24 protein-coding genes are annotated in these 26,719 nt (G+C 73.4%); 16 read left to right on the top strand and 8 right to left on the bottom strand.

All coding sequences use genetic code 11. The features are described from left to right. The first annotated feature begins 343 nt into the window (after positions 1-343). The 3 genes from ACFVQZ_RS30090 to ACFVQZ_RS30080 all read left to right on the top strand — a co-directional run bounded on the left by ACFVQZ_RS30090 (position 344) and on the right by ACFVQZ_RS30080 (position 3,101). On the top strand, positions 344-1,183 hold the full coding sequence (locus tag ACFVQZ_RS30090) for a glycerophosphodiester phosphodiesterase (protein WP_030493847.1): 840 nt from the start codon (positions 344-346) through the stop codon (positions 1,181-1,183). Positions 1,184-1,326: 143 nt separating this feature from the next. Beyond that, positions 1,327-1,845: an ATP-binding protein gene (locus ACFVQZ_RS30085; RefSeq protein WP_383627833.1), complete on the top strand. Its 519-nt coding sequence runs from the start codon at positions 1,327-1,329 to the stop codon at positions 1,843-1,845. A gap of 278 nt (positions 1,846-2,123) precedes the next feature. Beyond that, complete coding sequence (locus ACFVQZ_RS30080) at positions 2,124-3,101, top strand: DUF5926 family protein (protein ID WP_030493845.1); 978 nt, start codon at positions 2,124-2,126, stop codon at positions 3,099-3,101. A gap of 220 nt (positions 3,102-3,321) precedes the next feature. Here the strand turns inward: ACFVQZ_RS30080 and ACFVQZ_RS30075 are convergent, their stop codons facing one another. Further along, positions 3,322-4,038 (bottom strand): hypothetical protein, encoded by a 717-nt coding sequence (locus tag ACFVQZ_RS30075; protein WP_383627831.1) that lies wholly within the window; start codon positions 4,036-4,038, stop codon positions 3,322-3,324. A 240-nt stretch (positions 4,039-4,278) separates the two neighbouring features. Beyond that, positions 4,279-4,977: a bifunctional DNA primase/polymerase gene (locus ACFVQZ_RS30070; protein WP_030493843.1), complete on the bottom strand. Its 699-nt coding sequence runs from the start codon at positions 4,975-4,977 to the stop codon at positions 4,279-4,281. 490 nt (positions 4,978-5,467) lie between these two features. On the opposite strand from ACFVQZ_RS30070, the gene ACFVQZ_RS30065 reads away from it, so the two are divergent. Beyond that, entirely contained in the window at positions 5,468-6,949 is a 1,482-nt protein-coding gene (locus tag ACFVQZ_RS30065) for a PP2C family protein-serine/threonine phosphatase (RefSeq protein ID WP_081958969.1), read from the top strand. A gap of 124 nt (positions 6,950-7,073) precedes the next feature. Continuing rightward, positions 7,074-8,531 (top strand): aminopeptidase P family protein, encoded by a 1,458-nt coding sequence (locus ACFVQZ_RS30060; RefSeq protein WP_030493841.1) that lies wholly within the window; start codon positions 7,074-7,076, stop codon positions 8,529-8,531. A 64-nt stretch (positions 8,532-8,595) separates the two neighbouring features. On the opposite strand, the gene ACFVQZ_RS30055 is transcribed toward ACFVQZ_RS30060, so the two are convergent. After that, positions 8,596-9,036 (bottom strand): ATP-binding protein, encoded by a 441-nt coding sequence (locus ACFVQZ_RS30055; RefSeq protein WP_030493840.1) that lies wholly within the window; start codon positions 9,034-9,036, stop codon positions 8,596-8,598. A gap of 203 nt (positions 9,037-9,239) precedes the next feature. Here ACFVQZ_RS30055 and ACFVQZ_RS30050 point away from each other — a divergent pair, with 203 nt between their 5' ends. The 9 genes from ACFVQZ_RS30050 to ACFVQZ_RS30010 all read left to right on the top strand — a co-directional run bounded on the left by ACFVQZ_RS30050 (position 9,240) and on the right by ACFVQZ_RS30010 (position 19,165). Further along, a complete protein-coding gene (locus ACFVQZ_RS30050) occupies positions 9,240-10,019 on the top strand; it encodes a hypothetical protein (protein WP_030493839.1) in 780 nt (259 codons plus the stop codon). A gap of 146 nt (positions 10,020-10,165) precedes the next feature. Further along, positions 10,166-10,960, top strand: a complete 795-nt coding sequence (locus ACFVQZ_RS30045; protein WP_383627827.1) for a YcnI family protein — start codon at positions 10,166-10,168, stop codon at positions 10,958-10,960. A 43-nt stretch (positions 10,961-11,003) separates the two neighbouring features. Then, complete coding sequence (locus ACFVQZ_RS30040; RefSeq protein ID WP_383627825.1) at positions 11,004-11,735, top strand: SCO family protein; 732 nt, start codon at positions 11,004-11,006, stop codon at positions 11,733-11,735. Continuing rightward, positions 11,732-12,184, top strand: coding sequence for a copper chaperone PCu(A)C (locus tag ACFVQZ_RS30035; RefSeq protein ID WP_383627823.1), 453 nt, complete (start codon positions 11,732-11,734; stop codon positions 12,182-12,184). The genes ACFVQZ_RS30040 and ACFVQZ_RS30035 overlap by 4 nt, the downstream gene beginning before the upstream one ends. A 65-nt stretch (positions 12,185-12,249) precedes the next feature. Continuing rightward, on the top strand, positions 12,250-14,229 hold the full coding sequence (locus tag ACFVQZ_RS30030; RefSeq protein WP_383627845.1) for a copper resistance protein CopC: 1,980 nt from the start codon (positions 12,250-12,252) through the stop codon (positions 14,227-14,229). A gap of 120 nt (positions 14,230-14,349) precedes the next feature. Next, positions 14,350-15,597, top strand: a complete 1,248-nt coding sequence (gene efeB / locus ACFVQZ_RS30025; protein WP_383627843.1) for an iron uptake transporter deferrochelatase/peroxidase subunit — start codon at positions 14,350-14,352, stop codon at positions 15,595-15,597. A gap of 84 nt (positions 15,598-15,681) precedes the next feature. Continuing rightward, positions 15,682-16,617 carry a prephenate dehydratase gene (gene pheA / locus ACFVQZ_RS30020; protein WP_030493833.1) on the top strand — a complete coding sequence of 312 codons (936 nt, stop codon included), beginning with the start codon at positions 15,682-15,684 and terminating at the stop codon, positions 16,615-16,617. 455 nt (positions 16,618-17,072) lie between these two features. Further along, positions 17,073-18,362 (top strand): serine--tRNA ligase, encoded by a 1,290-nt coding sequence (gene serS / locus ACFVQZ_RS30015; RefSeq protein ID WP_030493832.1) that lies wholly within the window; start codon positions 17,073-17,075, stop codon positions 18,360-18,362. Then, entirely contained in the window at positions 18,359-19,165 is an 807-nt protein-coding gene (locus ACFVQZ_RS30010; RefSeq protein ID WP_030493831.1) for an HAD family hydrolase, read from the top strand. Before serS ends, ACFVQZ_RS30010 begins: the two co-directional genes overlap by 4 nt. A gap of 274 nt (positions 19,166-19,439) precedes the next feature. On the opposite strand, the gene lpdA is transcribed toward ACFVQZ_RS30010, so the two are convergent. Further along, positions 19,440-20,843, bottom strand: a complete 1,404-nt coding sequence (gene lpdA / locus ACFVQZ_RS30005; RefSeq protein ID WP_030493830.1) for a dihydrolipoyl dehydrogenase — start codon at positions 20,841-20,843, stop codon at positions 19,440-19,442. A 154-nt stretch (positions 20,844-20,997) separates the two neighbouring features. On the opposite strand from lpdA, the gene ACFVQZ_RS30000 reads away from it, so the two are divergent. Then, entirely contained in the window at positions 20,998-21,693 is a 696-nt protein-coding gene (locus ACFVQZ_RS30000; protein ID WP_383627820.1) for a FadR/GntR family transcriptional regulator, read from the top strand. Positions 21,694-21,752: 59 nt separating this feature from the next. Continuing rightward, on the top strand, positions 21,753-22,991 hold the full coding sequence (locus ACFVQZ_RS29995) for a CynX/NimT family MFS transporter (RefSeq protein ID WP_383627841.1): 1,239 nt from the start codon (positions 21,753-21,755) through the stop codon (positions 22,989-22,991). Positions 22,992-23,008: 17 nt separating this feature from the next. On the opposite strand, the gene ACFVQZ_RS29990 is transcribed toward ACFVQZ_RS29995, so the two are convergent. Genes ACFVQZ_RS29990 through ACFVQZ_RS29975 form a run of 4 tightly spaced genes read right to left on the bottom strand, consistent with a single transcriptional unit; the run spans position 23,009 to position 26,517 of the window. Next, positions 23,009-23,728 carry an ABC transporter permease gene (locus ACFVQZ_RS29990; protein WP_030493827.1) on the bottom strand — a complete coding sequence of 240 codons (720 nt, stop codon included), beginning with the start codon at positions 23,726-23,728 and terminating at the stop codon, positions 23,009-23,011. 16 nt (positions 23,729-23,744) lie between these two features. Further along, entirely contained in the window at positions 23,745-24,656 is a 912-nt protein-coding gene (locus ACFVQZ_RS29985) for an ABC transporter ATP-binding protein (RefSeq protein ID WP_030493826.1), read from the bottom strand. Beyond that, positions 24,653-25,555, bottom strand: a complete 903-nt coding sequence (locus ACFVQZ_RS29980) for a membrane protein (RefSeq protein WP_030493825.1) — start codon at positions 25,553-25,555, stop codon at positions 24,653-24,655. Before ACFVQZ_RS29980 ends, ACFVQZ_RS29985 begins: the two co-directional genes overlap by 4 nt. Beyond that, on the bottom strand, positions 25,552-26,517 hold the full coding sequence (locus ACFVQZ_RS29975) for an ABC transporter ATP-binding protein (protein ID WP_383627839.1): 966 nt from the start codon (positions 26,515-26,517) through the stop codon (positions 25,552-25,554). The genes ACFVQZ_RS29980 and ACFVQZ_RS29975 overlap by 4 nt, the downstream gene beginning before the upstream one ends. Between the last annotated feature and the right edge of the window lie 202 nt (positions 26,518-26,719).

Here is a 26,719-nt window from a genome sequence, read left to right as displayed (position 1 = left end):
GGGTCTGGGGCGCGGCCGGGGTCTCCGCCGCGGGCGCGGCGGGCGGTGCGGCCGGCGCGGGCGGCGGCGTGGGCGCGGCGTGGGCGGGCGGCGTGGCGGGGGCGGACGGGGCAGTCGGGTCCGCCGGAACCTCGGTGCCCTCGTTCTCGGTGCTCACAGCTCGCTCTCCTCGTTCACGGCGCGGGGTCGGTGACAGTCGCTCCAGGGTGCTGGACCCAGCTTTTCCCACGGGGCGTCAGGCCAGGGTAAGCCGGAGCTGTGCGATCGCACCCCATTCTTTATATCCGGACAGAACGGACAGGTTTCGTGTGCCTGGCCGCCCCGCCAATGGCACCATGACGCGGTGACCCACGCACGGCAGCACCCGCACCCCGGTTCCGTCCAGGTCGTCGCCCACCGAGGGGCCTCGGAGGACGCGCCGGAACACACCCTGGCCGCCTATGTGAAGGCCATCGAGGACGGCGCCGACGCCCTGGAGTGCGACGTACGGCTCACGGCCGACGGGCACCTGGTCTGCGTCCACGACCGCCGGGTCGACCGTACCTCCAACGGCCGCGGCGCCGTCTCGACGCTGGAACTCGCCGACCTCGCCGCACTGGACTTCGGCGCGTGGAAGGCGTTCAAGGAGGACCAGGAGGCCGACGGCCCGGCCGAGAGCCCCGACTGGAGCGACCCGCAGTACACCTCGGTGCTCACGCTGGAACGGCTCCTGGAGCTGGTCTCCGACGCCGGGCGGCGGGTCGAGCTCGCCATCGAGACCAAGCACCCCACCCGGTGGGCGGGCCAGGTCGAGGACCGCCTCCTCGCGCTCCTGAAGCGTTTCGGCCTGCACGCGCCCGTGGCGCCGGAGGAGTCCCCGGTACGGGTCATGAGCTTCTCGGCCCGGTCCCTGCACCGGATCGCCACCGCCGCGCCGACGCTCCCGACCGTCTCCCTGACGCAGTTCGTCACCCCGCGCCTGCGCGACGGGCGGCTCCCCGCGGGCGCGCGCGTGGCGGGTCCTTCCATCCGGATCGTCCGCCACCACCCGGCGGTCATCCTGCGCCTCCAGAAGGCCGGCCACCAGGTCCACGTCTGGACGGTGGACGACCCGGAGGACGTCGAGCTCTGCCTGCGGCTCGGGGTCGACGCGATCATCACCAACCGCCCCAAGCAGGTCCTCGCGCACCTCGGACGCGCCTGAACACGGCGCTTCCGGGGTGTGCCCCGGCGCGTTCCGCGCGTACTCGATCGTCACTTGTGCTCCACCCCACCCCGAACAGGCGGTTTCCGGTCGTGGTCGCCGGGGCATCCACACGGTGGCGTGGGGCGAAGGAGGTCTCGGGGGTGGCGTTGGTGGTGGCACAGAAGGTGCCCACGTCGTCGAGCATGGCCGTACCCCATGGCCCTGCGGGCGTGGGGGAAGCACGGCACCGGATGCGGGACGAGCTGTACCGCGGCGGGGTGTCGGAATCGGTCGTCGACGACGCGGTCCTGATCCTGTCCGAACTGCTCAGCAACGCCTGCCGGCACGGCAGGCCGCTGGGCCGGGGCGACCGGGGAGAGGGCGACGTGCTGGCGTCCTGGCGGCTGGACCCGTCGGGCGGACTGACCGTCGAGGTGACGGACGGAGGCGGTCCCACGCGGCCCGTCCCGTCGACGCCGTCGGTCACGGCACGCGGCGGACGCGGGCTCAACATCATCGGCGCCCTCGCGCAGGACTGGGGCGTCCGCGACAGCGCCACGGGCGAGGTCACGGTCTGGGTGGTCGTCACGGAGGGCCACCGCCGCGAGGACTTCGCGGCGCGGGTCGGCGCCGGCGGCTCCGGCCTCGACCTCCTCGACGCGTACGACGACCTGGACTGACGGCGCCGACGGCCTGGACCGTCGTCCCCGGCCGAGGACGACGGCGGCCCCGGCCGAGGACGTCGACCGCCTGACCGTCGGCGGCTGCGACCGGGCCCGATGACAGCCCCGGCCTACGGCGTCGGCGGTCACGGCCGTCCGCGTCGGCGGTCTTCTTCGGTGGCGGGGCGCGTACCGGATCCGCGGGGGCGGGCCGGGGGCTCGGCTGGGCGGTGGCGGGCGTGCGGGCGGCTAGGCTCGCGGCCGACACAGCACCGCGATCGGGAGAAAGCCACACCATGGCCAAGAAGCGCCCCCAGACGAAGGCCGGCAAGAGCGGCCAGGCACAGGTCACGAACGGGGAGATCCCGGTCGTCGGCGCGCGCGAGCCGTGCCCGTGCGGTTCGGGCCGCCGCTACAAGGCGTGCCACGGCCGGGCCGCCGCGCACGCCGCGACCGAGCACGTCCAGCGCCCCTTCGAGGGCCTGCCCGGCGAGTGCGACCTGGTCGCGCTGCGCGAGCTGGTGCCGGCCGCGACCGTGCCGCTCACCCTCAAGGGCGGGCTGCCCGAGGGCGTGCCGTCGGTGACGCTCGCGACGGTCCTGCCGATGGCCTGGCCCGCGCTCCGCCGCGACGACGGCTCCGTGCTGCTCGCCCTGCAGAACGACGGCACCTCCGGCGACCTGTCCCGCGACCTCGCCGACACCCTGCAGCGCGCGCTGGCGACCGAGCCCGGCAACCCGGTGCCGCCGCGCCGCGTCGAGCCCGAGGGCCCGCGCCTCCAGGACCTGCTCGACACGGACGCGCCGTTCGTGCCCGAGGTCCACACCGGCTTCGAGTTCTGGATCCCGCAGTCGGCCGACGGCGCCGACCCGGAGGTCGCCGCCTCCCTGGAGCGGGCCAACGCCGCCGCGATCCCCACCGTGAAGCTGGCGTCGGTCGACGCGGCGTACTGGTGCGAGACCCCGGAGAAGAACCACCTGCGCTGGGTCATGCCGCACCCGGAGGAGAAGCTCCTCGACGCGCTCGCCCGCCTCCAGGCCGCCGGCTCCACCTCGCTCGGCGCCGACACCCGGCTCGTCGGCTCCTTCCGTGCCCACGGCCTGATGGTGCCGGTGTGGGACCTGCCGTCGGCGATGACGGCCGAGCAGTGCGAGAAGCCGGCCGCCGAGTTCGCCGAGCGGCTGGCCGAGGCGCTCGCCGTGGACGCACCGCTGACCGCCGAGGAGCGCCGGGCGCGCGGCGGCCTCACGAACCGTCAGGTCACTCTCAGCTGATACCCCAGGTGGTATCGGTGACTGACAGACCGACCAGTCGGTGACTTCCGCCACAGCGGAACCTACGGAGCGGTAATTCCCTGTCCGAATAACCGAGATCGAATTTGCGAACCGCAGATCTCTTGTTACCGTTCTGGAAGCCCGGTCGCTGGTGCATCCCCCGTCGCCAGCGACCGGGCGTTTCCATGCCCCGCCCCCGCCGTCGCGCCGGGGCGCTTCCTCAACTCGCTTGGCCGTCGGCCGTGTTGCTGCCCGAGCGCAGCAGCAGCGGCGCCTCGCCGCCCCCGTCGCCCGCCGCGAACTCCGCCACCGCCGTGTGCGCGCCCGCCGCTCCCGTCCCCGGCTCCCGGGGCGTCTCGCAGGTGTCCGGCTCGTCCCGCGCGGGCACCGCGCAGCGCACCTGGACGGTCCGCCCGCCGGGCGCCATCAGGGTCACAATCGCGTCGATCTCCCGGCCGGTGGCGTTGCGGTAGTACGTCCGCGCCCAGACGTCCGGCCCCTCGGACAGCACGCAGGTCTGCGCCTCGACGCCTTCGGGCGAGGCGAGTTCGGGCCCGCAGCGGCTGACCCGCTCGGGGGCCCCGGCGGGGGCGGCGGCCCGGCGCTCCGGTGCCGAAGCCGAAGCAGGAGCCGGTGCCGAAGCCGGAGCCTGCGTGGAGGGGCCGGCCGCCGCCGGGGCGGGCGGCGCGCTCTCTGTCGTACGGGCCGCCTCCCGGCCGAGCCCCAGGCCGCCGAGCAGATCCCCGGCGCCGTCCCCCGCGCCCGTCTCCGTATCCGTAGCGGAGGAGCCGCCGCCCGCCTTGGCGTCCGCCCCGGCCGCCGGCGGTGCGGCGTCGTCCGGGCCGCCCGCCTTCGCGGCGAGGGGGATCAGGACGGCGAGCGCGACGGCGGCGCCGAGGCCGGCCATGCGGAGGTGCGCCGGGCTCAGCCGACTCATGCGACCCACCTGCTCTGTTCGGGGAACGGTCCCGGACCGGCGACGATCACGGGCGGTGGGGCGAACCTACCGGCGCCGGACGGGCGCCCGGCGGGCCGTGCGCCCGATTCCCGTACGCGTCGGCCCAGGACACACCCGTTCGGGTGAACGGCGGACAGGCCCTCGGACCCCACCGCCGTACGCGCCACCCGGCATCCGCACGACGACCGCCGCACGCGCCGCCGCCACCCGCACGCGGGCTCAGTACGCGAGCCGGCTCCCGCCGCCCGGTGTGGCGGTGCTCGCCTCGACGAGCGCGTCGACCACCGCCTCCACGTCCGGCAGCCAGGGCCGCGCCGAGCCGGCGAGCGGCTCCCGCTCCCAGCGGACCTGGCCGGTGCCCGCGGTGGACGGCGGCAGCAGCAGATAGCCGCCCTCACCGTGGAAGCGCAGCGAACTGGGCACGCCGTCCTTCGCGTGCAGCAGCTCGCCGAGGCGTTCGAGGCCGTACGGGGCGACCAGGATCGACCAGCGGGTGGGCGTCGCCACCACGGGGCCGAGCCTGATGTCCATCGCGTCGAGGGCCCGCAGGGCCCGCGCGCCGGCGAGCGCCGGGAGGCTGACCGCGCAGGGCGCCCGGCCGCCGGTGGCCAGGACGATCGGGGCGTCCGGGCGCCGGGTCCACCACCAGCGGATCATCCGCTCGTCGGTGGTGGCGGCCAGCAGCCCGGGGTCGTAGGGGTGGGCGCCGGGGACCACACAGCCCGGGTCCGGGCAGGCACACAGCGCACCCGCGCCGCCGCCGGCGGTCTTCGTCGCGGGCACGGGCTCCCGGAGTCCCGCGCCCGGCAGGACGGGCCAGTCCCACTCGACGGCGAAGGTGACCGCCGCGTCCTGCCGGGCGGCCCTCGCCTTGCGCCGGAGCCGGAGCCTGCGTCGCCTTCCGAGGATCTCGCGCATGAGCGCTCGTTCCTTTCCGTTGAACGCCGAATCCACATCACTCACGTGCAGATCACTTCACCGTGCGTATCAGCGCGTACAGCGTCGGCGGTGCGTCGCCCGCCCGGGGCGGGGCCGGCCGGAACGGGGCCGGGTCGCGGTCAGGTCGAAGCCGGTGGAGAACACGATCCCCGCCACGCGGGGAGGGGCTGCGGCCTGCGGCACCTAGGACGCCGGGGTTCCGCTTCTCGGTACCGGGGCGCTGTCAACTGCCCCTGCCTGTCACCGAGTACGTACCCCGAACGCTCAGAATGACGCGCTGTGAAACGACGCCAGTCGACCGCAAATGGTGCACACCGGGGGCAATTTTCAGCCAACTTTCAGCGCACTTCAACCCCTGTGCGCGACCTTCCCCGGGGCCGCCCGGACACCACAAGTCCCATGGGGACAATGCTGGACATCGCTCCTCGGGTGCGTGTACATGTGGAGACATCGAGCGGCGCAATATGACATGGGGGTTTGCGATGCCATGGCGTCAAACGCACCGGTCGGAAAGCCGACCGAGATGAGCTCCCCACACCTGCCGAAGCACCTTCCGAAAGTGGCCGGAATCGATTCCACGGTTCCCGCCCCACCGCACACTAAGGCGCCCCTCGCGGGCGTCCCCGCCGCCGCGGCACCGGCCGACGCGGCCCCCGCGCCCGGCGCGCTGATCACGGACCGCCTGGCCGGCTGGGTCTCCGACCTCACCACCCTCCACGAACTCACCGAGCGGCTCATCAGGACCGCCACCCTCGACGAGGCCCTGCACGAACTCCTCGGCGCCGGAGCCGCCCTCGTCGGCGCCCGCCGCGGCATGGCCGTCCTCGAACCCGCCGACGGCCTCGGCCCCACCGCCACCGTCGGCCTCGGCCTCGCCCACGCCGAGCTCGGCACCATCGAGACCGTGCCCCGCGGCGCCACCAGCTACGGCCGCCTCCTCGACGGGCTCCCCGACCCGTCCGACCCGCACCGCGTCCCCGAACCGATCGCCATCCGCGACGTGCGCACCGAGGAGGGCCTCGACCCCCGCCACCGCGAGGTCGCCGCCCGCCTCGGCTACGCCGCCAGCTACGCCCTCCCCCTCGCCACCGAGGAGGCCGGCCGGATCGGCGCCGGCGTCTGGCTCTACGACGAACCCGCCGCCCCCACCGACCGCCAGCGCCACCTCGCCGGCCTCTACGGCCGCTTCGCCACCGAGCACCTCGCCCGCCTCCTCCAGGTCGAGCGCGCCCGCGTCCAGGTCTCCACCGTCGCCGAGGAGCTGCTCCCGAGCCGGCTCCCGCGCGTCCCCGGGGTCAGGCTCGCCGCCCGTCACCGCACCGGACCGCGCGGCGGCGGCGACTGGTACGACGCCCTGCCGCTGCCCGAGGGCGCCCTCGGGCTCGCCGTCGGCTCCGTCTCCGGCACCGGGCCGAGCGCGTTGGCCGCGATGGGACGGCTGCGCGCCTCGCTGCGGGCGTACGCCGTCATGGAGGGCGAGGACCCGGTCGCCGTCCTCTCCGACCTGGAGCTGCTGCTCCGGCTCACCGAGCCGGCCCGCTCGGCCACCGCCCTCTTCGCCTACGCGGAACCGGCCCGCCGCCGGATCGTCCTCGCCGGCGCCGGCCACGCGCCGCCGCTGCTCGTCGGCGAGCGCCGCACCGAGTACGTCGAGACCTCGCTCTCCGCGCCGCTCGGGATGCTCTCCTGCTGGGAGGCGCCCAGCGTGGAGCTGTCCCCCGCGCCTGGAGAAACGGTGCTGCTGTACACGGACGGGCTGCTGCGGCGTACCGGCGACCCCATCGACCGGGCCTTCGCCCGGCTCCACGCCGCCGCCGCGAGCGTGCCCCGCGCGGACCGGGACGATCCCGGCGCCCTCGCCGACCACGTACTGCGGACCCTCCTCCCGGACGGGCTCGACCCCGCGGTCGAGGGCGAGGACGTGGTGCTGCTCGCGGCCCGCTTCGACTGAGCACGCCGGTGCGCGCGGTGACCGCCCGGTGACCCGGCGGTAACAGGCCTTCCGGCCCTGGGCCCCCTTCCGTACGACCGTACGATGGAGGGGGTTCAGTGTCGTACCAAGAGGAGGCAGACCCGTGGCCGATGAGCTCACTCCGGAGACCCCGGACGAGGCCGAAGAGCCGATCAAGCAGCGGAAGAACGGCCTGTACCCGGGCGTCTCCGACGAGCTCGCCGAGAACATGAAGTCCGGCTGGGCCGACACGGAGCTGACCGGGCTGGAGCCGATCCCGCAGGCGGCCGAGACCGCCGCGCGCCGGGCGGCGCTCTCCGCCCGCTTCCCGGGCGAGCGCCTGGTGATCCCGGCCGGCAACCTGAAGACCCGGTCGAACGACACCGAGTACAGCTTCCGCGCCGCCACCGAGTACGCGTACCTCACCGGCGACCAGACCCACGACGGCGTCCTGGTCCTGGAGCCGACCGCGACCGGCCACGACGCCACGATCTACCTGCTGCCGCGCTCGAACCGCGAGAACGGCGAGTTCTGGCTCGACGGCATGGGCGAGCTGTGGGTCGGCCGCCGCCACTCCCTCGCCGAGGCGGAGCAGCTGCTCGGCATCCCGGCGAAGGACGTGCGCGAGCTGCCCGCCGCGCTCAAGGAGGCCACCGGCCCGGTCCGCGCCGTGCGCGGCCACGACGCCGGCATCGAGGCCGCCCTCACCGACAAGGTGACCGCCGAGCGCGACGAGGAGCTGCGGGTCTTCCTCTCCGAGGCCCGGCTCGTCAAGGACGCCTTCGAGATCGCCGAGCTGGAGAAGGCGTGCGCCGCCACCGCCCGCGGCTTCGAGGACGTCGTGAAGGTCCTCGACAAGGCCGAGGCGACCAGCGAGCGGTACATCGAGGGCACCTTCTTCCTGCGCGCCCGCGTCGAGGGCAACGACGTCGGCTACGGCACCATCGCCGCCGCCGGCCCGCACGCCTGCACCCTCCACTGGGTCCGCAACGACGGCGCCGTCCGCTCCGGCGACCTGCTCCTCCTCGACGCCGGCGTCGAGACCACCGAGCTGTACACCGCCGACGTCACCCGCACCCTGCCGATCAGCGGCCGGTACACGGACATCCAGCGCAAGATCTACGACGCCGTGTACGAGGCGCAGGAGGCGGGCATCGCCGCGGTGAAGCCCGGCGCCGCCTACCGCGACTTCCACGACGCCGCCCAGCGCGTGCTCGCCGAGAAGCTCGTCGAGTGGGGCCTCGTCGAGGGCCCGGTCGAGCGCGTCCTGGAGCTGGGCCTCCAGCGCCGCTGGACCCTGCACGGCACCGGCCACATGCTCGGCATGGACGTCCACGACTGCGCCGCCGCGCGCACCGAGGCGTACGTCGAGGGCACCCTGGAGCCGGGCATGTGCCTGACCGTCGAGCCCGGGCTCTACTTCCAGGCCGACGACCTGACCGTGCCGGAGGAGTACCGCGGCATCGGCGTCCGGATCGAGGACGACATCCTCGTCACCGAGGACGGCAACCGGAACCTGTCGGACCAGCTGCCGCGCCGCTCGGACGAGGTCGAGGCGTGGATGGCGGCCCTGAAGGGCTGACCGCGCGTCGCGTGTGCGGGGCCCCTTCCGAGGGGCCCCGCACCCGGTTCACGCCATCAGGCCGTCAGGCCATGAGGAGGGACGGGCTGTCCTTCCACTTCAGCAGCTTGTCGAAGCTGACCACGGCGCCGCCCCGGCCCGAGCGGCCGAACTGCACGTGGTCGGCGAGCTCCTCGATCAGGCGGAGCCCGCGCCCGCTCTCGGCGTCCTGGCAGGCCGCCCGGGCCGGCGCCGCCCCGGTGAAGCCCGGCCCGGCGTCGGCGACCTCGATACGGCAGGTCTCGCCGTCCAGGAAGGCCGTCACCCGGTACGCCTCCGAGCCCCGGCCCGCGGCGCCGCCGCCGTGCTCGACGGCGTTGGCACACGCCTCCGTCAGGGCCACCGACAGCTCGTAGGACACGTCGGGATCCACCCCGGCCGTCTCCATGGTGCCGAGGAACAGGCGCCGGGCGAGCGGCACGCTCGCGGCCTCGCGCCGCAGATGGAGTGACCACCAGATGCTCATGCTCCAGCCTCCCGGCAGCGGCTCGACATACCCCTAGCTATTGCCGGGGACGGGCGCCGGTAAGCGCGCGAACCGGTCAAGAGCGCCCGTTCGGCGGATGTGACGAGCCCCGGGCCGGTGTATGTCCTCCCGAACACCCGCAAGAACGACCTTGCGGACCTGCCTCATGAAGACGGGTGCCCTGGTGCGATGATGGGGCCGCCATGTCTGCCCCCGCGCTCGCTCCACGGCTGCTGAGGGCCGCGGTGTTCACCGCGGTCTGCGTCGTGCTGTCCGCGCTGGGACACGCCCTCGCCGCCTGCGCGGGCATCGCCCTGTGGACGCTGCTCGCCGGATTCCTCGGCGTCTTCGGCGTCACGGTGCTGCTCACCGGGCGCGAGCGCTCCCTCGGCTTCGTCGTCGCCGCGCTCGCCGGCGGCCAGCTGGGCCTCCACCTCCTCTTCGGCCTCGGCCAGCGGCAGCTCGCGCTGGACGCCCAGGCCGACGGCACCCTGGTACGGATGGCGGCCAAGCTCGTCTGCGGGGCGGGCGCCGCCTCCCTGACGCCCGGCGACGCCGCCGGGATACTGCAGCGCGCCGGGATCGACCCGGCCGCCGCGCAGGCCCACGCGGGGCTGCACGGGGCCGGTGCCGCCGCGGGCGACGCGCTGCTGCCGAGCCTGCCGATGGTCCTCGGGCACCTGCTCGCCGCCCTGGTGGCCGGCTGGCTGCTGCGCCGCGGCGACCTCGCCCTGGTCCGGCTCGCCGAGCTCTCCGAGCAGGGCGCGGCCGAGCTGGCCGAGAGCGCCGCGGTGCGCTCCCTGCGCGCCGCGCTCCGGCTCGTACGGGCCCTGGTCGCCGGTCTGGCGACGCTGTCCCCGGCCGGTCCGCGCGGCCGGCCCCGTACCGCCTCCGACTCCGCGCCGCCGCCGGTGGCCGGGGCGCTCCAGCACACGGTGATCCGCCGCGGCCCGCCGGCCGCCGCCTGCGTCCTCGCAGCCTGACGCGGTCCGCTCCACGAGGGAGCGGGACCGCGCCCGTCCGCGCCCGCCCGCCCGGGGTCCGCCCGTGGCGCCGGTGTGCCGGACCGGACCGCCTTCCTCTCCCGGGGCTCCCTCCGCGGACCCCTCACCGAGCCGGAGTGTCTTCCATGAACCTGTCCCGCGCCGCCCTCGCCGCCGGCACCGCCGCCGCCTCCGTCGTCCTGCTCTCGGGCACGGCCTTCGCGCACGTCAGCGTGCAGCCCGAGGGCGAGGCCGCCCAGGGCGGCTACGCCACCGTGAACGTCAAGGTGCCCAACGAGCGCGACAACGCCTCCACCATCAAGGTCGAGGTCAACTTCCCCGTCGACCACCCGCTCGCCTCCGTCATGCCGCAGCCGGTCCCCGGCTGGAAGGCCGAGGTCACCCGGACCAAGCTGGACAAGCCGCTGACGCTGCACGGCAAGCAGATCAACGAGGCCGTCTCCAAGGTCACCTGGACCGCCGACGGCGCGAAGATCGGCCCCGGCCAGTTCCAGCAGTTCCCGCTCTCCCTCGGCCGGCTGCCCGAGGACGCCGACCAGCTCGTCCTCAAGGCGATCCAGACGTACGACAACAAGGAGGTCGTGCGCTGGATCGAGGAGCAGAAGGGTTCCGAGGAGCCGCAGAACCCGGCCCCCGTCCTGAAGCTCTCGCCCGCCGGCGAGGACCACCACGGCGGCGCGGCCGCCACGACCGCCCCCGCCGCCTCGGCGTCCGCCTCCGCCTCGGGATCGGGTTCGGATTCGGCTTCGGCTGACGCGGAGGCCGGTCACGACGGCAAGGCGGGCGACCACTCCGGCACCGAGACCGCCTCGGCGTCCTCCACCGACACCACGGCCCGCGTCCTCGGCGTCGCCGGCATCCTCGTCGGCGTCGCCGGCGTCGCCTTCGGCCTCCTCGCCGGCCGCCGCCGCTCCGCCTGACGGCACCCGCCAGCACCTCAGCACACCGAAAGACAGAACCCTCATGTCCACTGAGAAGACGTCCCCGTCGCGCGGCGACGAGGACGGCACCACGGGCCGCCCCGGGCGGCGCACCCCGCTGATCGTCGCCGCCGTCGCGATCGTCGCCGCCCTCGGCATCACCGCCGCGGTCGGCCTCGGCGGCGACGACACCAAGGACACCTCCGCCGGCTTCGTCCAGGTCGAGGGCACTACCGAGAAGGGAAGGGCCGCCACCGTCCTCGACCGGCCCTTCACCAAGCCCGACCTCGTCCTCACCGACACCAAGGGCGAGAGCTACGACCTGCGCGAGCGCACCAAGGGCAAGCCGACGCTCATCTACTTCGGCTACACCAACTGCCCCGACGTGTGCCCGCTGACGATGAGCAACATCGCCATCGCCAAGAAGCAGCTCCCCAAGGCCGACCAGGACAAGCTCCAGGTCGTCTTCGTCACCACCGACCCGGAGCGGGACACCGCCGCGTCGCTGGCCAAGTGGCTGCCCGCGGCCGGCGACCCGTCCTTCGTCGGCCTCACCGGCGACTTCGCGAAGATCCAGGCGGGCGCCCGCTCGATCGGCATCGGCATCGACCCGCCGAAGAAGGAGGCCGACGGCACCGTCGTCTCCATGCACGGCGCCCAGGTCGTCGCCTTCTCCCCCACCACCGACCAGGGCTACGTCCTGTACGGGGAGGACACCACCGTCGACGACTACGCCAAGGACCTGCCGAAGATCATCAAGGGGGAGAACCCGTGACCCGCCGCACCACCGCCCTGTCCGCCGCCGTGGCCCTCGCCGCCGCCCTCGCGCTGACCGGGTGCTCGTCCGGCGGCGACGAGCCCGAGCTGAAGGTCAGCGGCGCGTACATGCCCCAGCCCGTGATGGACATGGCCGGCGGCTTCCTCACCATCGAGAACACCGGTGACACCGCCGACAAGCTGACGTCGGTCACCAGCCCGCTCTCCGACGACGTCACCCTGCACGAGACGAAGAACCAGAAGATGCGGCAGGTGCCGTCCTTCGACATCCCCGCCCATGGCGAGCTGAAGCTGGCCCGGGGCGGCAACCACCTCATGTTCATGGAACTGAAGTCGAAGCCGAAGCAGGGCGAGAAGGTCAGCGTCGAGCTGCACTTCGAGAAGGCCGAACCGATCACGGTCGAGCTGCCCGTCGAGGCCGCCACCCACAACCCGCAGCAGCACTGAGCCGTTGACGGAGTGACACAGTGACGACACCCACCGCCCCGCGCCTCGGCACCGCCCTCACCCGGATGCTGGTCCTCGCGGCCACGCTCCTGGGCGTGCTCCTGGCCGGCGCCGCCCCCGCCTCCGCGCACGCGGCCCTGACCGGGAGCGACCCGAAGGACGGGGCGGTGGTCGCCACCGCCCCCGAGCAGGTCGGCCTCACCTTCTCGGAACAGGTCGCGATGAGCCCCGACTCGATCCGGGTCCTCGACCCGTCGGGCCGACGCGCCGACACCGGCGAGATCATCGACCTGTGCAGCGGCGCCGTCGTCAAGTACGGCGTGGCCCTGCGGGCCGGTCTGCCGGACGGCACGTACACCGTCGCCTGGCAGACCGTCTCCGCGGACAGCCACCCCATCGCCGGGGCCTTCACCTTCTCCATCGGCGCCCCCTCCGCCACCTCGGTCGCGCTGCCCGCGCAGGCCGCCGGCGGAGGGATCGTCGGCGCCCTCTACGGGATCGCGCGCTATCTGTCGTACGCGGGTTTCGCCGTCCTCGTCGGCGGCGGCGCCTTCGTGCTGCTGTGCTGGCCGCGCGGCGCGAGCGTCCGGCCCGTGCAGCAGACCGTCGTCCGCGGCTGGCTCGCCCTCACCGGCGCCACCCTCGTCATGCTGCTGCTGCGCGGCCCGTACACCGGCTCCGGGAAGCTCGCCGACGTCTTCGACCTCACTGGGCTCCAGGCCGTGCTCCAGACCAAGACCGGGGCCGCGCTCACCTCCCGGCTGCTGCTGCTCGGAGCCGCCGCGCTCTTCGTCGCCGTCCTCTTCGGGGCGTACGCCCGGCGCACCGACGCGAAGGAACGCAAGGACCTCACCTTCGGCCTGGGTCTCGGCGGCACCGTCGTCGCCGCGGGCATCGCCGGCACGTGGGCGCTGGCCGAGCACGCCTCCACCGGCATCCAGCCCGGCGTCGCCATGCCCGTCGACATCCTGCACCTGCTCGCCGTCGCCGCCTGGCTCGGCGGGCTCACCACCCTGCTGGTCGCCCTCTACCGGGCGCCGTCGGTGGAACGCGCGGCGGTCGAGCGCTTCTCCCGGGTGGCCTTCGCCGCGGTCGCCGTCCTGGTGGCCACCGGCCTCTACCAGTCCTGGCGCCAGGTCGGCTCCTGGTCCGCCCTCACCGGCACCCGGTACGGGCAGCTGCTCCTGGTGAAGATCGGTCTGATGGGCGTGCTGGTCGGCATCGCCTGGATATCCCGCCGCTGGACCCGCCGACTGGCGGAACGGACCTCGGAGGCGGGGGCCACGGGAGCAGAGGCCGCGAGCGCGGAGGCGGAGGCCGCGGAGTCGGAAGGCACGGAGGCGGAGGCTGCGGACTCCGGCTCGGACACGGCCCTGGACTCTGGGGCGCCGGCGGACTCCGAGGCACCGGCGGATTCCGGTGAAGAGGAGCCTGAGGAGCAGGGACCCGAAGAGGCGCCGGACCCCGTGCGGGCCGCGCAGCTCGCGCGGCAGCGCGCCGCCATGGCCACCGCGCGGCGCAAGAAGGCGCGGGACGCGGACCCCGAGCGGACCGGGCTGCGCCGCTCGGTGCTGACCGAGGCCGCCGTCGCGGTCGTCCTGCTCGCGGTGACCACCGTCCTCACCGCCACCGAGCCCGGCCGCACCGAGGAGGAGGCCGCCCGCACCGGCGCGACGGCCGCCGGCTCGGCCGCGGTCCCCGACCGTCCGGTGGACGTCCGGCTGCCCTTCGACACGGGCGGCGCGAACGGCGAGGGCGTCGTCCGGCTCAGCCTCGACCCGGGCCGCACCGGCGCCAACGCCCTGCACCTGTTCGTGGAGCGTCCGGACGGCAAGCCGCTGGACGTCCCCGAGGTCAAGGTGAACCTCACCCTGGAGGAGAAGGGCGTCGGCCCGCTGCCCGTCGTCCCGGACCGGATCCAGGCCGGTCACTGGAGCGCGAGCGGCGTGCAGCTCCCGCTGCCCGGCGAGTGGCGCGTCCAGGTGACGGTCCGCACCTCCGAGATCGACCAGACCACCATCGAGAAGAACATCAAGATCGGCTGAACGCCCGTGAGCAACCCCGTGAGCAAGCCCTCCCCCTCGGCCACCGACGCCGACGCCGCCACCCCCACCGCCGCCACCCCCACCGCCGCCGCCTCCGGCTCCGGCTCCGGTGACGGCCGCCTGGACGTCTCCCGGCGCCGGCTGCTCGGCACCGTCGGCGCGGCGGGCGCCGCCGGCCTCGTCATCGGCGCCGCCGGCGGTGCCGGGATCGCCTCGGCCGTCTCCGGTGACGACTCCGCGCCCGGCGCCGGCGACTCCCGGGCCCTCACCTCCGTGGGGGCCACCGAGGTCGGGTTCCACGGGCGGCACCAGCCCGGCATCACCACCCCGCTCCAGTCGCGCGGCCATCTGGTCGCCTTCGACCTCGCGCCGGGCGCCGGCCGCAAGGAGGCCTCCGCACTGCTCCGCCGCTGGTCGGCGACGGCGCGGACGCTGATGGCGGGCGAGGCTCCGGCCGAGGACACCGGGATCGCGCTGGACGCGGGCCCGTCCTCGCTCACGGTCACCTTCGGCTTCGGCCGCACCTTCTTCGACCGGACGGGGCTGACCGCCCGCCGGCCGGTGCAGCTGGACCCGCTGCCGGCCTTCTCCGCCGACGCGGTCGATCCCAAGCGCTCGGAGGGCGACCTGTGGGTGCAGATCGGGGCGGACGACGCCCTGGTCGCCTTCCACGCGCTGCGCGCGCTCCAGAAGGACGCCGGGGACGCGGCCCGGGTGCGCTGGCAGATGAACGGCTTCAACCGCTCCGCCGGCGCGACCGCCCGCCCGATGACCGCCCGGAACCTCATGGGCCAGGTCGACGGCACCAACAACCCGAAGCCCACCGACCCCGACTTCGACCGGCGGATCTTCGTCCCGGCCGGGGCGACCGGCGCCCAGGACTGGATGGCGGGCGGCTCGTACGCGGTCGTGCGCCGGATCCGGATGCTCCTGGACGACTGGGACGCCCTGTCGCGGGAGAAGCAGGAGCGGGTCATCGGCCGCCGCAAGGCGGACGGGGCACCGCTGTCCGGCGGCTCCGAGACCACTCCGCTGGACCTGAACAAGCGGGGCGCGGACGGCAAGCTCGTCATCCCCGACAACGCCCACGCCCGGATCTCCGCCCCCGAACAGAACGGCGGGGCGGCGATGCTGCGCCGGCCCTTCTCCTTCCACGACGGGATCGGCGCGGACGGCACGCCGGACGCCGGGCTCCTCTTCATCTGCTGGCAGGCCGATCCGCTGCGCGGCTTCGTGCCGGTGCAGCGGAAGCTGGACCGGGGCGACGCGCTGTCCCGGTTCGTCCGGCACGAGTCCAGCGGTCTCTTCGCCGTGCCGGGCGGGGCGGCCGAGGGCGAGTACGTCGGCCAGCGGCTGCTGGAGGGCTGAGGGGCGCGGCGGCGCGGGGGCCGCCGCCCGTCCGAGGGCCGGGACGCGACGGAAGCGAACGCCGGGGCGCACTAGGCTGACGGTATGTCCGCCACCCGGTACACCTACCTCGGTCCCGAAGGCACGTTCACGGAGGCCGCGCTGCGGAGCCTGCCCGAGGCGGCCACGCGGGAGCTCGTCCCCATGGTCTCCGTCCCGGCCGCGCTCGACGCCGTGCGGAACGGGGAGGCGGCCGCCGCGCTGGTGCCGATCGAGAACTCGGTCGAGGGCGGGGTGACGGCGACTCTCGACGAGCTGGCCTCGGGCGAGCCGCTGATGATCTACCGCGAGGTGCTGCTGCCGATCGCCTTCGCGCTGCTGGTGCGCCCCGGGACCGCGCTGTCGGACATCAAGACGGTGACGGGCCATCCGGTGGCCCAGCCGCAGGTGCGCAACTGGCTGCGCAAGCACCTGCCGGAGGCGGTGTGGGAGTCGGCGGCGTCCAACGCGGACGGCGCCCGGCTGGTGCAGGAGGGCCGGTTCGACGCGGCCTTCGCGGGCGAGTTCGCGGCGGCGACGTACGGCCTGGAGGCGCTGGTCAAGGAGATCCACGACGCGGAGAACGCGGAGACGCGTTTCGTGCTCGTGGGCCGGCCGGCCCGGCCGGCGGCGCCGACCGGCGCGGACAAGACCTCGGTGGTGCTGTGGCTGGGTGACGATCATCCGGGTGCCCTTCTGGAACTCCTCCAGGAGTTCGCGGTGCGGGGGGTGAACCTGATGCTGATCCAGTCCCGGCCCACGGGGGCGGGGATCGGGAACTACTGCTTCGCCGTGGACGCCGAGGGCCACATCTCGGACCGACGGGTCGGCGAGGCGCTGATGGGTCTCAAGCGGATCTGCCCGCAGGTGCGGTTCCTCGGCTCGTATCCGCGGGCGGGCGCGTCCCGTGCGGACGTGCGGCCGCTGCGGCGGGGGACCTCGGACGAAGAGTTCACGGCTGCCTCCGACTGGCTGGCGAGGGCCCAGGACGGCAGGGCCTGACCGCGATAGTGACGGAGCGCGACGCCTCGTGCGTTCGTTCGTCCACAGGTAGGCATCAATAGTCCTACCTGCATACTTTCTGCTTTCTCCCCACGGTTATCCACAGGCTCGGTCCGCAGGCTGGGGACAAGTCGACACCCGCCCTCGACAAGGTCGACAAATCACCCTCTTCACCCGTCGCGCGGATGCTCCCCGTCCACAGCGTCCCCAGCGGCGCACGTCAGGCGGGCCCTGCGACACTCACCCTCCGGAGGGAGCGATTCCCCTCGAAATGGGTGCGCACGGCGGGTTTGATCACCCAATTCGGAGGTGGCGGGCCGGGAATCCACAGAACTTCCGCACACCCTGTGGATAACTCGATTCAGGGGAATTCCGAAGACCGTCAATTCGGGCATACCCGCACGCGCCCGCATATCCGGTGGGGTCGCGCGAGTGCGCACCGGTAGCCTGGTGGGGTGATTGACCTTCGCCTGCTCCGTGAGGACCCCGACCGTGTTCGCGCCTCCCAGCGCGCCCGTGGAGAGGACGTCGGCCTCGTCGACGCCCTGCTCTCCGCCGATGAGCGGCGCAGGTCGTCCGGCGTCCGCTTCGACGAGCTCCGTTCCGAGCAGAAGGCGCTCGGCAAGCTGATCCCCAAGGCCACTCCGGAGGAGCGCGCCGAGCTCCTGCAGCGCGCGGAGCAGCTGAAGACCGACGTCAAGGCCGCCGAGGCCGAGCAGAACGAGGCCGACGAGACGGCCCGCGCGCTCCTCCTCCAGCTCGGCAACATCGTCCACCCGGACGTGCCGGTCGGCGGCGAGGAGGACTTCGTCGTCCTGGAGACGCACGGCACCATCCGCGACTTCGCGGCCGAGGGCTTCGAGCCCAAGGACCACCTGGAGCTGGGCGAGGCACTCGGCGCGATCGACGTCGAGCGGGGCGCCAAGGTCTCCGGCTCGCGCTTCTACTACCTGACCGGCGTCGGCGCGCTCCTGGAGCTGGCCCTGGTCAACGCGGCGATCGCGCAGGCCACCGAGGCCGGCTTCATCCCGATGCTCACCCCCGCGCTGGTCCGCCCGCGCGCCATGGAGGGCACCGGCTTCCTCGGCCAGGCCGCGGAGAACGTGTACCACCTGGAGAAGGACGACTACTACCTGGTCGGCACCTCCGAGGTCCCCCTCGCCGCGTACCACATGGACGAGATCATCGACGCCGACAAGCTGCCGCTGCGGTACGCGGGCTTCTCGCCCTGCTTCCGCCGCGAGGCCGGCACGTACGGCAAGGACACCCGCGGCATCTTCCGCGTCCACCAGTTCGACAAGGTCGAGATGTTCTCGTACGTCGCGCCCGAGGACGCGGAGAACGAGCACAAGCGGCTCCTGGACTGGGAGAAGCAGTGGCTCACCTCCCTGGAGCTGCCGTTCCAGGTGATCGACGTCGCCACCGGCGACCTCGGCGCCTCGGCCTCCCGCAAGTTCGACTGCGAGGCGTGGATCCCCACCCAGGGCAAGTACCGCGAGCTGACCTCGGCCTCCAACTGCGACGGCTTCCAGGCCCGCCGCCTCTCCGTCCGCATGCGCGAGGAGCAGGGCGGCAAGAAGACCGTCCAGCCGCTCGCCACGCTGAACGGCACGCTGTGCGCCGTTCCGCGCACCATCGTCGCCATCCTGGAGAACCACCAGCTCGCCGACGGTTCGGTGCGCGTCCCGGAGATCCTCCGGCCGTACCTGGGCGGGCGCGAGGTCCTGGAGCCGATCGCCAAGTGAGCCCCTTCCCCTACCGCCTGGTCGCGACGGACCTCGACGGCACGCTGCTGCGGGCCGACGAGTCCGTCTCGGACCGTACGCGGGCCGCCCTCGCCGCCGCCACGGAGGCGGGCGCCGCGCACATCGTCGTCACCGGCCGGGCGGTGCCCTGGACCCGGCACATCCTCGACGACCTCGGCTACCAGGGGATCGCGGTGTGCGGGCAGGGCGCGCAGGTCTACCACGCCGGTGAGCACCGGCTGCTGACCTCGCTCACCCTGGACCGGCAGCTCGCCGGCCTCGCGCTCTCCAAGATCGAGGCGGAGGTCGGCCCGCTGGCGCTGGCCGCCAGCCGCGACGGACTGGAGGGCGAGGTGCTGATGGGCCCGGGCTACCGGGCGCAGGAGGGGCCGCTGCCGTACGTGCCGTACGAGGACCCGGCCGAGCTGTGGGCGGCGCCGCTGACCAAGCTCTACCTCCAGCACCCGTCGATGACCGACGACGAGCTGACGGCGGTGGCGCGCGCCACCGTCGGCGGTCTGGTCGACGTGGTGATGGCGGGTCCGGGGATCGTGGAGATCCTGCCGCTCGGCCTGAGCAAGGCCACCGGCCTCTCGCTGGCGGCGCGCCGGCTCGGGGTGAAGGCTGCGGAGACCATCGCCTTCGGCGACATGCCCAACGACATCCCGATGTTCGGCTGGGCCGCGCACGGGGTCGCGATGGGCAACGCGCACGAGGAGCTGCGGGCGGTCGCGGACGAGGTGACCGCCTCCAACGAGGAGGACGGCATCGCGCTGGTCCTGGAGCGACTGCTGGCGGCCTGAGCCGTCCCCGCCGTTTCGTACGGCGGATGCTCCGCATGACAGATGTTCCGAAGCGAAGGCCCGCTCCCTGAGGAGCGGGCCTTCGTCGGTCGCGGCCCGCGCGGATCGGGGATCCGCGCGCTCGAAGCGGCCGCCACCGGGGGATCCCCCGTGTCCCCCGCCCAACCAGTGTGCGCCGGGCGGCCGTTCGGGTGCGACCGGTTTTCGGGCGGCCGGCCGCCGGGCCGGGAGAGGGGCCGGCGGCCGCGGGCCGGAGGGGCGTGCCGGGCGGGCCTCAGAAGTTGATCATGTGGCCGGCGATGCCGTGGATCGCTTCCTTGACGGCCTCGCCGAGGGTCGGGTGGGCGTGCACGTTCCGCGCGACCTCGTGGACGGTGAGGTCCCACTGCTGGGCCAGGGTCAGCTCGGGCAGCAGCTCGGTGACGTCGGGGCCGATCAGGTGGGCGCCGATGATCTCGCCGTACTTGGCGTCGGCGACGATCTTGACGAAGCCGGTCGAGTCGCCGAGGCCGTGCGCCTTGCCGTTCGCCATGAAGGGGAACTTGGCGACCTTGACGTCGTAGCCCTTCTCGCGGGCCTGCGCCTCGGTGTAGCCGAAGCTGGCGATCTGCGGCTGGCAGTAGGTGGCGCGCGGGATCATGGCGTAGTCGAGCTCCATGGTCTCGGCGTCCGCGATGGTCTCGGCGGCGATGACGCCCATGGCCTCGGCGGTGTGCGCGAGCATCAGCTTCGCGGTGACGTCGCCGATGGCGTAGATGTGCGGCACGGAGGTGCGGCAGCGGCCGTCGACGTCGATGGCGCCGCGCTCGGTGAGGGCGACACCGGTGTTCTCCAGGCCGTAGCCGGAGACGTTCGGCGCGAAGCCGATGGCCTGGAGGACCTTGTCGGCCTCCAGGACCTTCTGGGAGCCGTCCTTGCCGGTGACGGTGACGCGGACCTGCGGGCCGGACTCGTCGATGGCGTCGACGCGGGTCGAGGTGAGGACGTCGATGCCGAGCTTGCGGTACTGCTTCGCCAGCTCCTTCGACACCTCCTCGTCCTCCAGCGGGGCCATCCGGTCGAGGAACTCGACGATGGTGACCTTGGTGCCGTAGTTGTTCAGCACGTACGCGAACTCGATGCCGATGGCGCCGGCGCCGGCGATGACGATCGACTTCGGGGCGTCCTCGGCGAGGATCTGCTGCTCGTAGGAGACGACCCGGTCGCTCAGGGAGGTGCCGGGCAGCAGGCGCGGGGAGGCGCCGGTGGCGATGATGCAGTGGTCGAAGGTGATCGTCTGCGTCGTGCCGTCGGCCTTCGCCACCTGGAGGGTGTTCGCGTCGACGAAGGTGCCGCGGCCGTCGAACTCCGTGATGTTGTTCTTCTTCATCAGGAAGTGGACGCCCTTGACGCGGCCGTCCGCGACGGTGCGGCTGCGGCGGTAGGCGTCGCCGTAGTCGAAGGTCACCGTGCCGTCGACCTTGATGCCGAAGGTCTTCGCCTCGTGGTGGAAGATGTGCGCCAGTTCGGCGTTGCGGAGCAGCGCCTTGGTGGGGATGCAGCCGACGTTCAGGCAGACACCGCCCCAGTACTTCTCCTCCACGACCGCGACCCGCTTGCCCAGCTGGGCGGCGCGGATGGCGGCGACGTAGCCGCCGGGGCCAGCTCCGAGTACGACGACGTCGAAGCGGTCTGACATGACTGACTCCCGAAGGTGGTGAGGGTGTTCGGTGCACGTACGAGGCCACAGTAGTCCGGTCCCGGGCGGCTGCCCCGGTGATCACGGGCACTCCTGTGGATGACTTGTAGGATGACTGGGCAACCGGGCGAATGTTTGGGAGAGGACGCGGCGGATGGCGGCACTGAGAGCGGCGGGGCGGACCTCGCTGGTGGACTCGGCGGTGGAGCAGCTGCGGGCGCAGCTCGCGGAGGGCGAATGGGCCGTCGGCGACCGCATCCCGACCGAGCACGAGCTCGCCCAGCAGCTCGGCGTCGGCCGCAACACCGTCCGCGAGGCGATCAGGGTCCTCGTCCACGCCGGGCTCCTGGAGTCCCGGCAGGGCAACGGCACCTTCGTCCGCTCCACCGCCGACCCGGCCGCCGTGCTGCGCGGGGTCCGGCACGCGGGCGCGCGCGATGTCCTGGAGCTGCGGACCGCCCTGGAGGCGGAGGCGGCCCGGCTCGCGGCGGAGCGGCGGGACACCCACGACATGCTGCGGCTGCGGGCCGCGCTGACCACCCTGCGGGAGGAGGGCGACCGGGACGCCGACGCCGACCTCGCCTTCCACCTCGCCGTCGTCGCCGCCACCCACAACGCGGCCTTCATCGAGGTCTACCGCTTCTTCTCCGCCCAGGTGCACGAGGTCCTGGTCGAGGCGCTCGGCGACCGCGCGATGCCGCCGGTCGACATCGACCTCCACGAGGCCCTGGTCGCCGCCGTGGAGGCCGGCGACCCGGACGCGGCCGAACGCCAGGCCCGGGAGCTGCTGCGGGTCCCGGCGGAGACGGTGGCGGCCCTGATGGGCGAGAACCGGGAGGCGGGCGCGTGACGGGCACGGAGACGGGCCACGCGCGCGTGGAGGATCCGGAGGCGGGTCCCGCGCGTGTGCTGGTCGACGCCGAGGCGGACGTACGCCCCTCGGCCGCCGGAGCGGCCGCGCGGCGGGCGCTGCTCGCCCATCCGGTGCTGCTGCTGGCCGGCATCGTGCTGGCCTCGCTCAACATGCGGGTCGCGCTGGCGAGCGTGGCACCGCTGGTCGGCGAGATAGCCGGGGCCTACGGCCTCTCCTCGACCGCCGGATCGCTCATCACGTCGATCCCGGTGCTCTTCCTCGGCCTCGGCGCGCTGGTCGCGCCCTGGCTGGGCCGCCGGTTCGGCGCCGAACGGACGGTCCTCGCCGCGCTGCTGCTGCTCGCCGGCGGCATCCTGCTGCGGCTGCTGCCGTCAGTGACGGCGCTGTACGGCGGCGGCGTCCTCGTCGGCACCGCGATCGCCCTGCTGAACGTGCTGATGCCGGGGCTGATCAAGCGGGACTTCCCCGACCGGGCCGCCACCATGACCTCCGTCTACACGGGCGCGATGGTGGCCGGCGCGACGGTCGCCGCCGCCGCGGCCGTCCCGCTGGAGGAGGCGCTCGGCGGGGGCTGGCAGGGCTCGCTCGGCTCCTGGTCGCTGCTCGCCGTCGTGGCGGCGGTGGCCTGGCTGCCGCAGGTGCTGATCGCCCGGGGCCGTACCGGTCACGAGGTACGGGCCGTCCCGGCCGCCGGCACCGCGCCCACGCGCGTGTGGCGCTCCGCGCTGGCCTGGCAGGTGACCCTCTTCATGGGCCTGCAGTCGCTCTGGTCGTACGTGCTGATCGCCTGGATGCCGACGATCTTCACCGACCACGGGATGAGCCGCTCCGAGGCCGGTGTCGTCTTCGCCTTCAACAACCTGATCCAGGTCGCCGGCGCCTTCGTGGTGCCGCTGCTCGCGGGCCGCAGGCGGAGCCAGCGCCCGCTGGTGGTCCTGGTGACGACGCTGGTCGCGGCCGGTTACGCGGGGCTGCTCGCCGCCCCCGCGGAGGGTGCCTGGCTGTGGTCGGCCGTGCTCGGCGTCGGCCAGGGCGGCGCCCTGGGGCTGGCGCTGACGCTGATCGTGCTGCGGACCGAGGACGCCCCGACGGCCGCCCGGCTCTCCGGGATGGCACAGACGGTCGGCTATCTGATGGCCGCGGCCGGCCCCCTCGCGGCCGGCGCCCTGCACCAGGCGACCGGCGCGTGGACGCTGCCGATCTCGCTGGTGCTGGTGGTGTGCGCGGCGGCCGCGGGCGTCGGCCTGCTCGCCGCCCGCGACCGTACCGTCTGACGCTCCGTCCGGCCGGCCTACTCCTCGCCGGCCAGCGTCAGCGTGCGCAGCTTGTGCCCGGCGAACCAGGTGGCGCCGACGGTGACGGCGACCAGGAGCACCGCCGCCGTCGGCAGCGCCACGTCGGAGCTGATCAGCCCCTCGCCGGTGACCTTCTCGGCGAGGGCGAGCGACCACTGCTGGACGCTCAGGGTGCGGGCGCCGGCGATCAGCGAGCCGAACAGGGCCTCCCAGACCAGGGCGTAGACCAGGCCGATCACCACGGCGTGCCGGCTGACGGTGCCGAGCAGCAGGAACAGGGCGCTGTAGGCGATCGAGGAGACCAGCGCGGCGACCATGTAGGCGACGGCGACCTGCTGTCCGTTGCCGTTCAGGATGAAGCCGGCGATCAGCGTGGGGACGGCCGAGAAAGCCATCGTCACGGCGATCGCGACGATCAGCTTGGTGGTGATGATCGTCGGCCGCTTCACCGGCTTGGACAGCAGGTAGACGATGGAGCCGTCGTCGATCTCCGGGCCGATCGCGCCCGTGCCGGCGATGACGCCGATCAGCGGCACCATCGTGGCGAGCGCGAAGCCGCCGAGGAGGTCGGCCGCGACCTGGTCGTCCGCGCCGTTGATGACCCGGACGGCGGTCGCGATGAGCAGGAGCAGGCCGGGCAGGAGGAACAGGATCGCCGCCCGGCGGCGGCCGAGGAGGGCCCGGTAGGTGAGCCGGGCGACAGTGGGGTCGTACATATCGGTCAGGCTCCTTTCAGGCCGCGACGAGATACGAGAAGACGGATTCGAGCGACTCGTCGGAGGGCGAGACCGTCAGCAGCCGGATCCCCCGCGCGCGGGCGACCTGCGGCAGCAGTTCGGTGAACCGCCCGAAGTCCACGGCCTGGATCCGCAGCCCGCCGTCCACCGCGTCGACCTCGATGCCGGCCGTCGACGGGTCGGCGATCAGCGCGGCGGCGAGCGCCCGGTCGTCGCTGGAGCGGACCAGGTAGCGGTGCGGCCGGTCGGTCATCAGGCGGCGGATCCGACGGAAGTCGCCGGAGGCGGCGTGCCGGCCGGCGACGATCACCTCGATGTGGGAGGCGAGCTGCTCGACCTCCTCCAGGATGTGCGAGGAGAACAGCACCGTGCGCCCGTCGGCGCCCATCCGCCGCAGCAGCTCCATCAGCTGCATCCGCTGGCGCGGGTCCATGCCGTTGAACGGCTCGTCGAGCAGCAGCACGGACGGCTCGTGGACGAGGGCCGAGGCCATCTTCACGCGCTGCCGCATGCCCTTGCTGTACGTGGCGATCTTCCGGTCCTGCGCGTACTCCATCTCCACGGTGGCCAGCGCCCGCTGCGCCTCCGCGTCGCCGAGGCCCTGGAGTTCGGCGTTGGCCACCACGAACTCGCGGCCGGTGAGGAAGTCGTACATCGCCTCCCGCTCGGGGACGACGCCGATGGAGCGGTAGACCGACTCGTTGCGCCAGACCGGGGCGCCGTCGAGGGTCACGCTGCCCGTGGAGGGGGCGAGGAAGCCGCCCATCATGTTGATGAGCGTGGACTTGCCGGCGCCGTTGGGGCCGAGCAGGCCGGTCACGCCGGGGCCGATCGACATGGTGACGTCGTTGACCGCGACGACGTTGCCGAACCAGCGCGAGACGTGGTCGATGTGCAGGGTACTCACAGTCCGACCTTTCGGTAGCGGCGCATCAGGATGCCGTAGCAGGCGGCGATGAGGCCGAGGACGACGAGCAGGTAGACCACGCCGGCTCCGGTCCCGACCGGCACCTCGCCGGGGAAGGAGGCGGGGGCGCCGAGGAACGCGTTCTGCAGGCCGATGACGAGGGTGAGCGGGGAGAAGAGGCCGAGCCAGGCGATGGCGTCGGTGTTCTCGGTGGCGTACGAGATGCCCTGGAGGGTGGAGACGGCGCCGTAGGTGATGGTGAGGACGGCGATCACGGCGGCGACGCCGAACCCGCGGCGCGGCGTGAGCGCGGCCATCACCAGGCCGATGCCGCCGAACAGCACCGACAGGAACGCGACGGAGACGAGCCCCTGGCCGAACATCTTCGCCTGCTCGGCGAAGTCCATCTTGGCCAGCATCGACCCGATCCACATGATCACCAGCGGGGTGGCGGTCAGCACGAAGAGCGCCGAGGCCATCGCGCCGTACTTGGCGAGCACGTAGTCGACCCGCTCGATGGGCCGCGAGAAGTACAGCGGCACGGTGCGGAACCGAAGGTCGCGCGAGACCGACTGGGGGGCCTGGGAGGCCAGGTAGACGGCGATGACGAGCTGCAGGTAGACCGCGTACTCGGTGTACTGCATGGGGAGCTTCTCGCTCTTCAGGTACACCGCGATGGACACGATGATCAGCGCGGGCGCGCACATCACGGCGAAGAGCAGCATCGGCAGCACCTTCGACTTGGCGCTGCGGCCCAGGCCGTACGCCCCCCGCAGGGACTGCGAGAAGAGCGAGCGGCGGGCGTAGGCGCGGCCGAGCCGGGGGCCGTCGTAGGACCGGTATCCGATGTTGTGGATCCGGGTGGTGTCGGGGGCGGCCTCGGGGGCGGGGGTGCTCATCGGGCCTTCACCTCCTCGTGCTGCGCGGCGGCCTCGGGACGGAAGACCTCGGCGATGTGGTGGCGGCGCTGCTCCATGCGGACCAGGCCGAGGCCGAGTTCGGCGACGGTGTCGCGCACCAGGTCGTACGTCTCCTCGCCGGGCGCCTCCAGCAGCAGGACGTGGCCGGCGCCGGGCAGGCCCTCCTCGACGCCCTCGTGGAGGTGGACGCCGGCCGCGGCGAGGGCGGCGCGCAGCGCGCCGGTGCCGTCGGGGTGGGCGTCGGAGTCGGTGACCTCGACCGCCAGGGTCGTGGTGGTGCGGGTGAAGTCGCTGGTGGAGCTGGACCGCAGCAGCTTTCCGCCGTCGATGACGACGACGTGGTCGCAGGTCCGCTCCAGCTCGCCAAGGAGGTGCGAGGTGACGAGCACGGAGATGCCGAAGTCGGTCCAGACGCGGCGGATGAGGCCGAGCATCTCGTCCCGGCCGACCGGGTCGAGGCCGTTGGTCGGCTCGTCGAGGAGGACCAGCTTGGGGTCGTGGACCAGGGCCTGGGCCAGCTTCACGCGCTGCTTCATGCCGGTCGAGTAGCCGCCGATGGGGCGGTAGCGCTCCTCGTACAGGCCGACGTGACGCAGCGTGTCGGCGGTCCGCTCGCGGGCGGCGGTCGGCGGCAGCCCCGACATCCTCGCCATGTGGACGACGAACTCGGTGGCCGAGACGTCCGGCGGCAGGCAGTCGTGCTCGGGCATGTACCCGACGCGCTCGCGGATCTCCGGCCCGTGCGTCGAGACGTCGAGGCCCAGGACCTCGGCGCGGCCCTCCGTGGCGGGGGAGAGGCCGAGCAGGATCTTGATCATCGTGGACTTGCCGGCTCCGTTGGCACCCACCAGTCCGGTCACACCGGGCCCGATGTCCAGGGAGAGCCGGTCGAGAGCGGTCACCCGGGGGAACCGCTTGCTGAGGCTTTCGGTGGCGATCACAGTCACGGTTCGACGGTAGTGGCGGATGCCACAGCGGTCGTCAGCCCTACGGATCGAACCCTCTCCGACTTCCGGCGTACGAACCCGGAGGGGGCGAACGACGAAAGTCGTCGCGGCGGTCGGCGGGGCGGTCGGCAGGGCTACCGGCCGGGCGATCGGCGGGCCGATCGGCGGGGCGGGTTTTCCACAGGTCTCCCGCACA

The sequence above is a fragment of the Streptomyces sp. NPDC057854 genome, assembly GCF_042797055.1.
GTDB lineage: Bacteria > Actinomycetota > Actinomycetes > Streptomycetales > Streptomycetaceae > Streptomyces.
The sequence above is the reverse complement of the archived record's forward strand: the minus strand, read 5'-3'. Positions and strand labels throughout refer to the sequence as shown.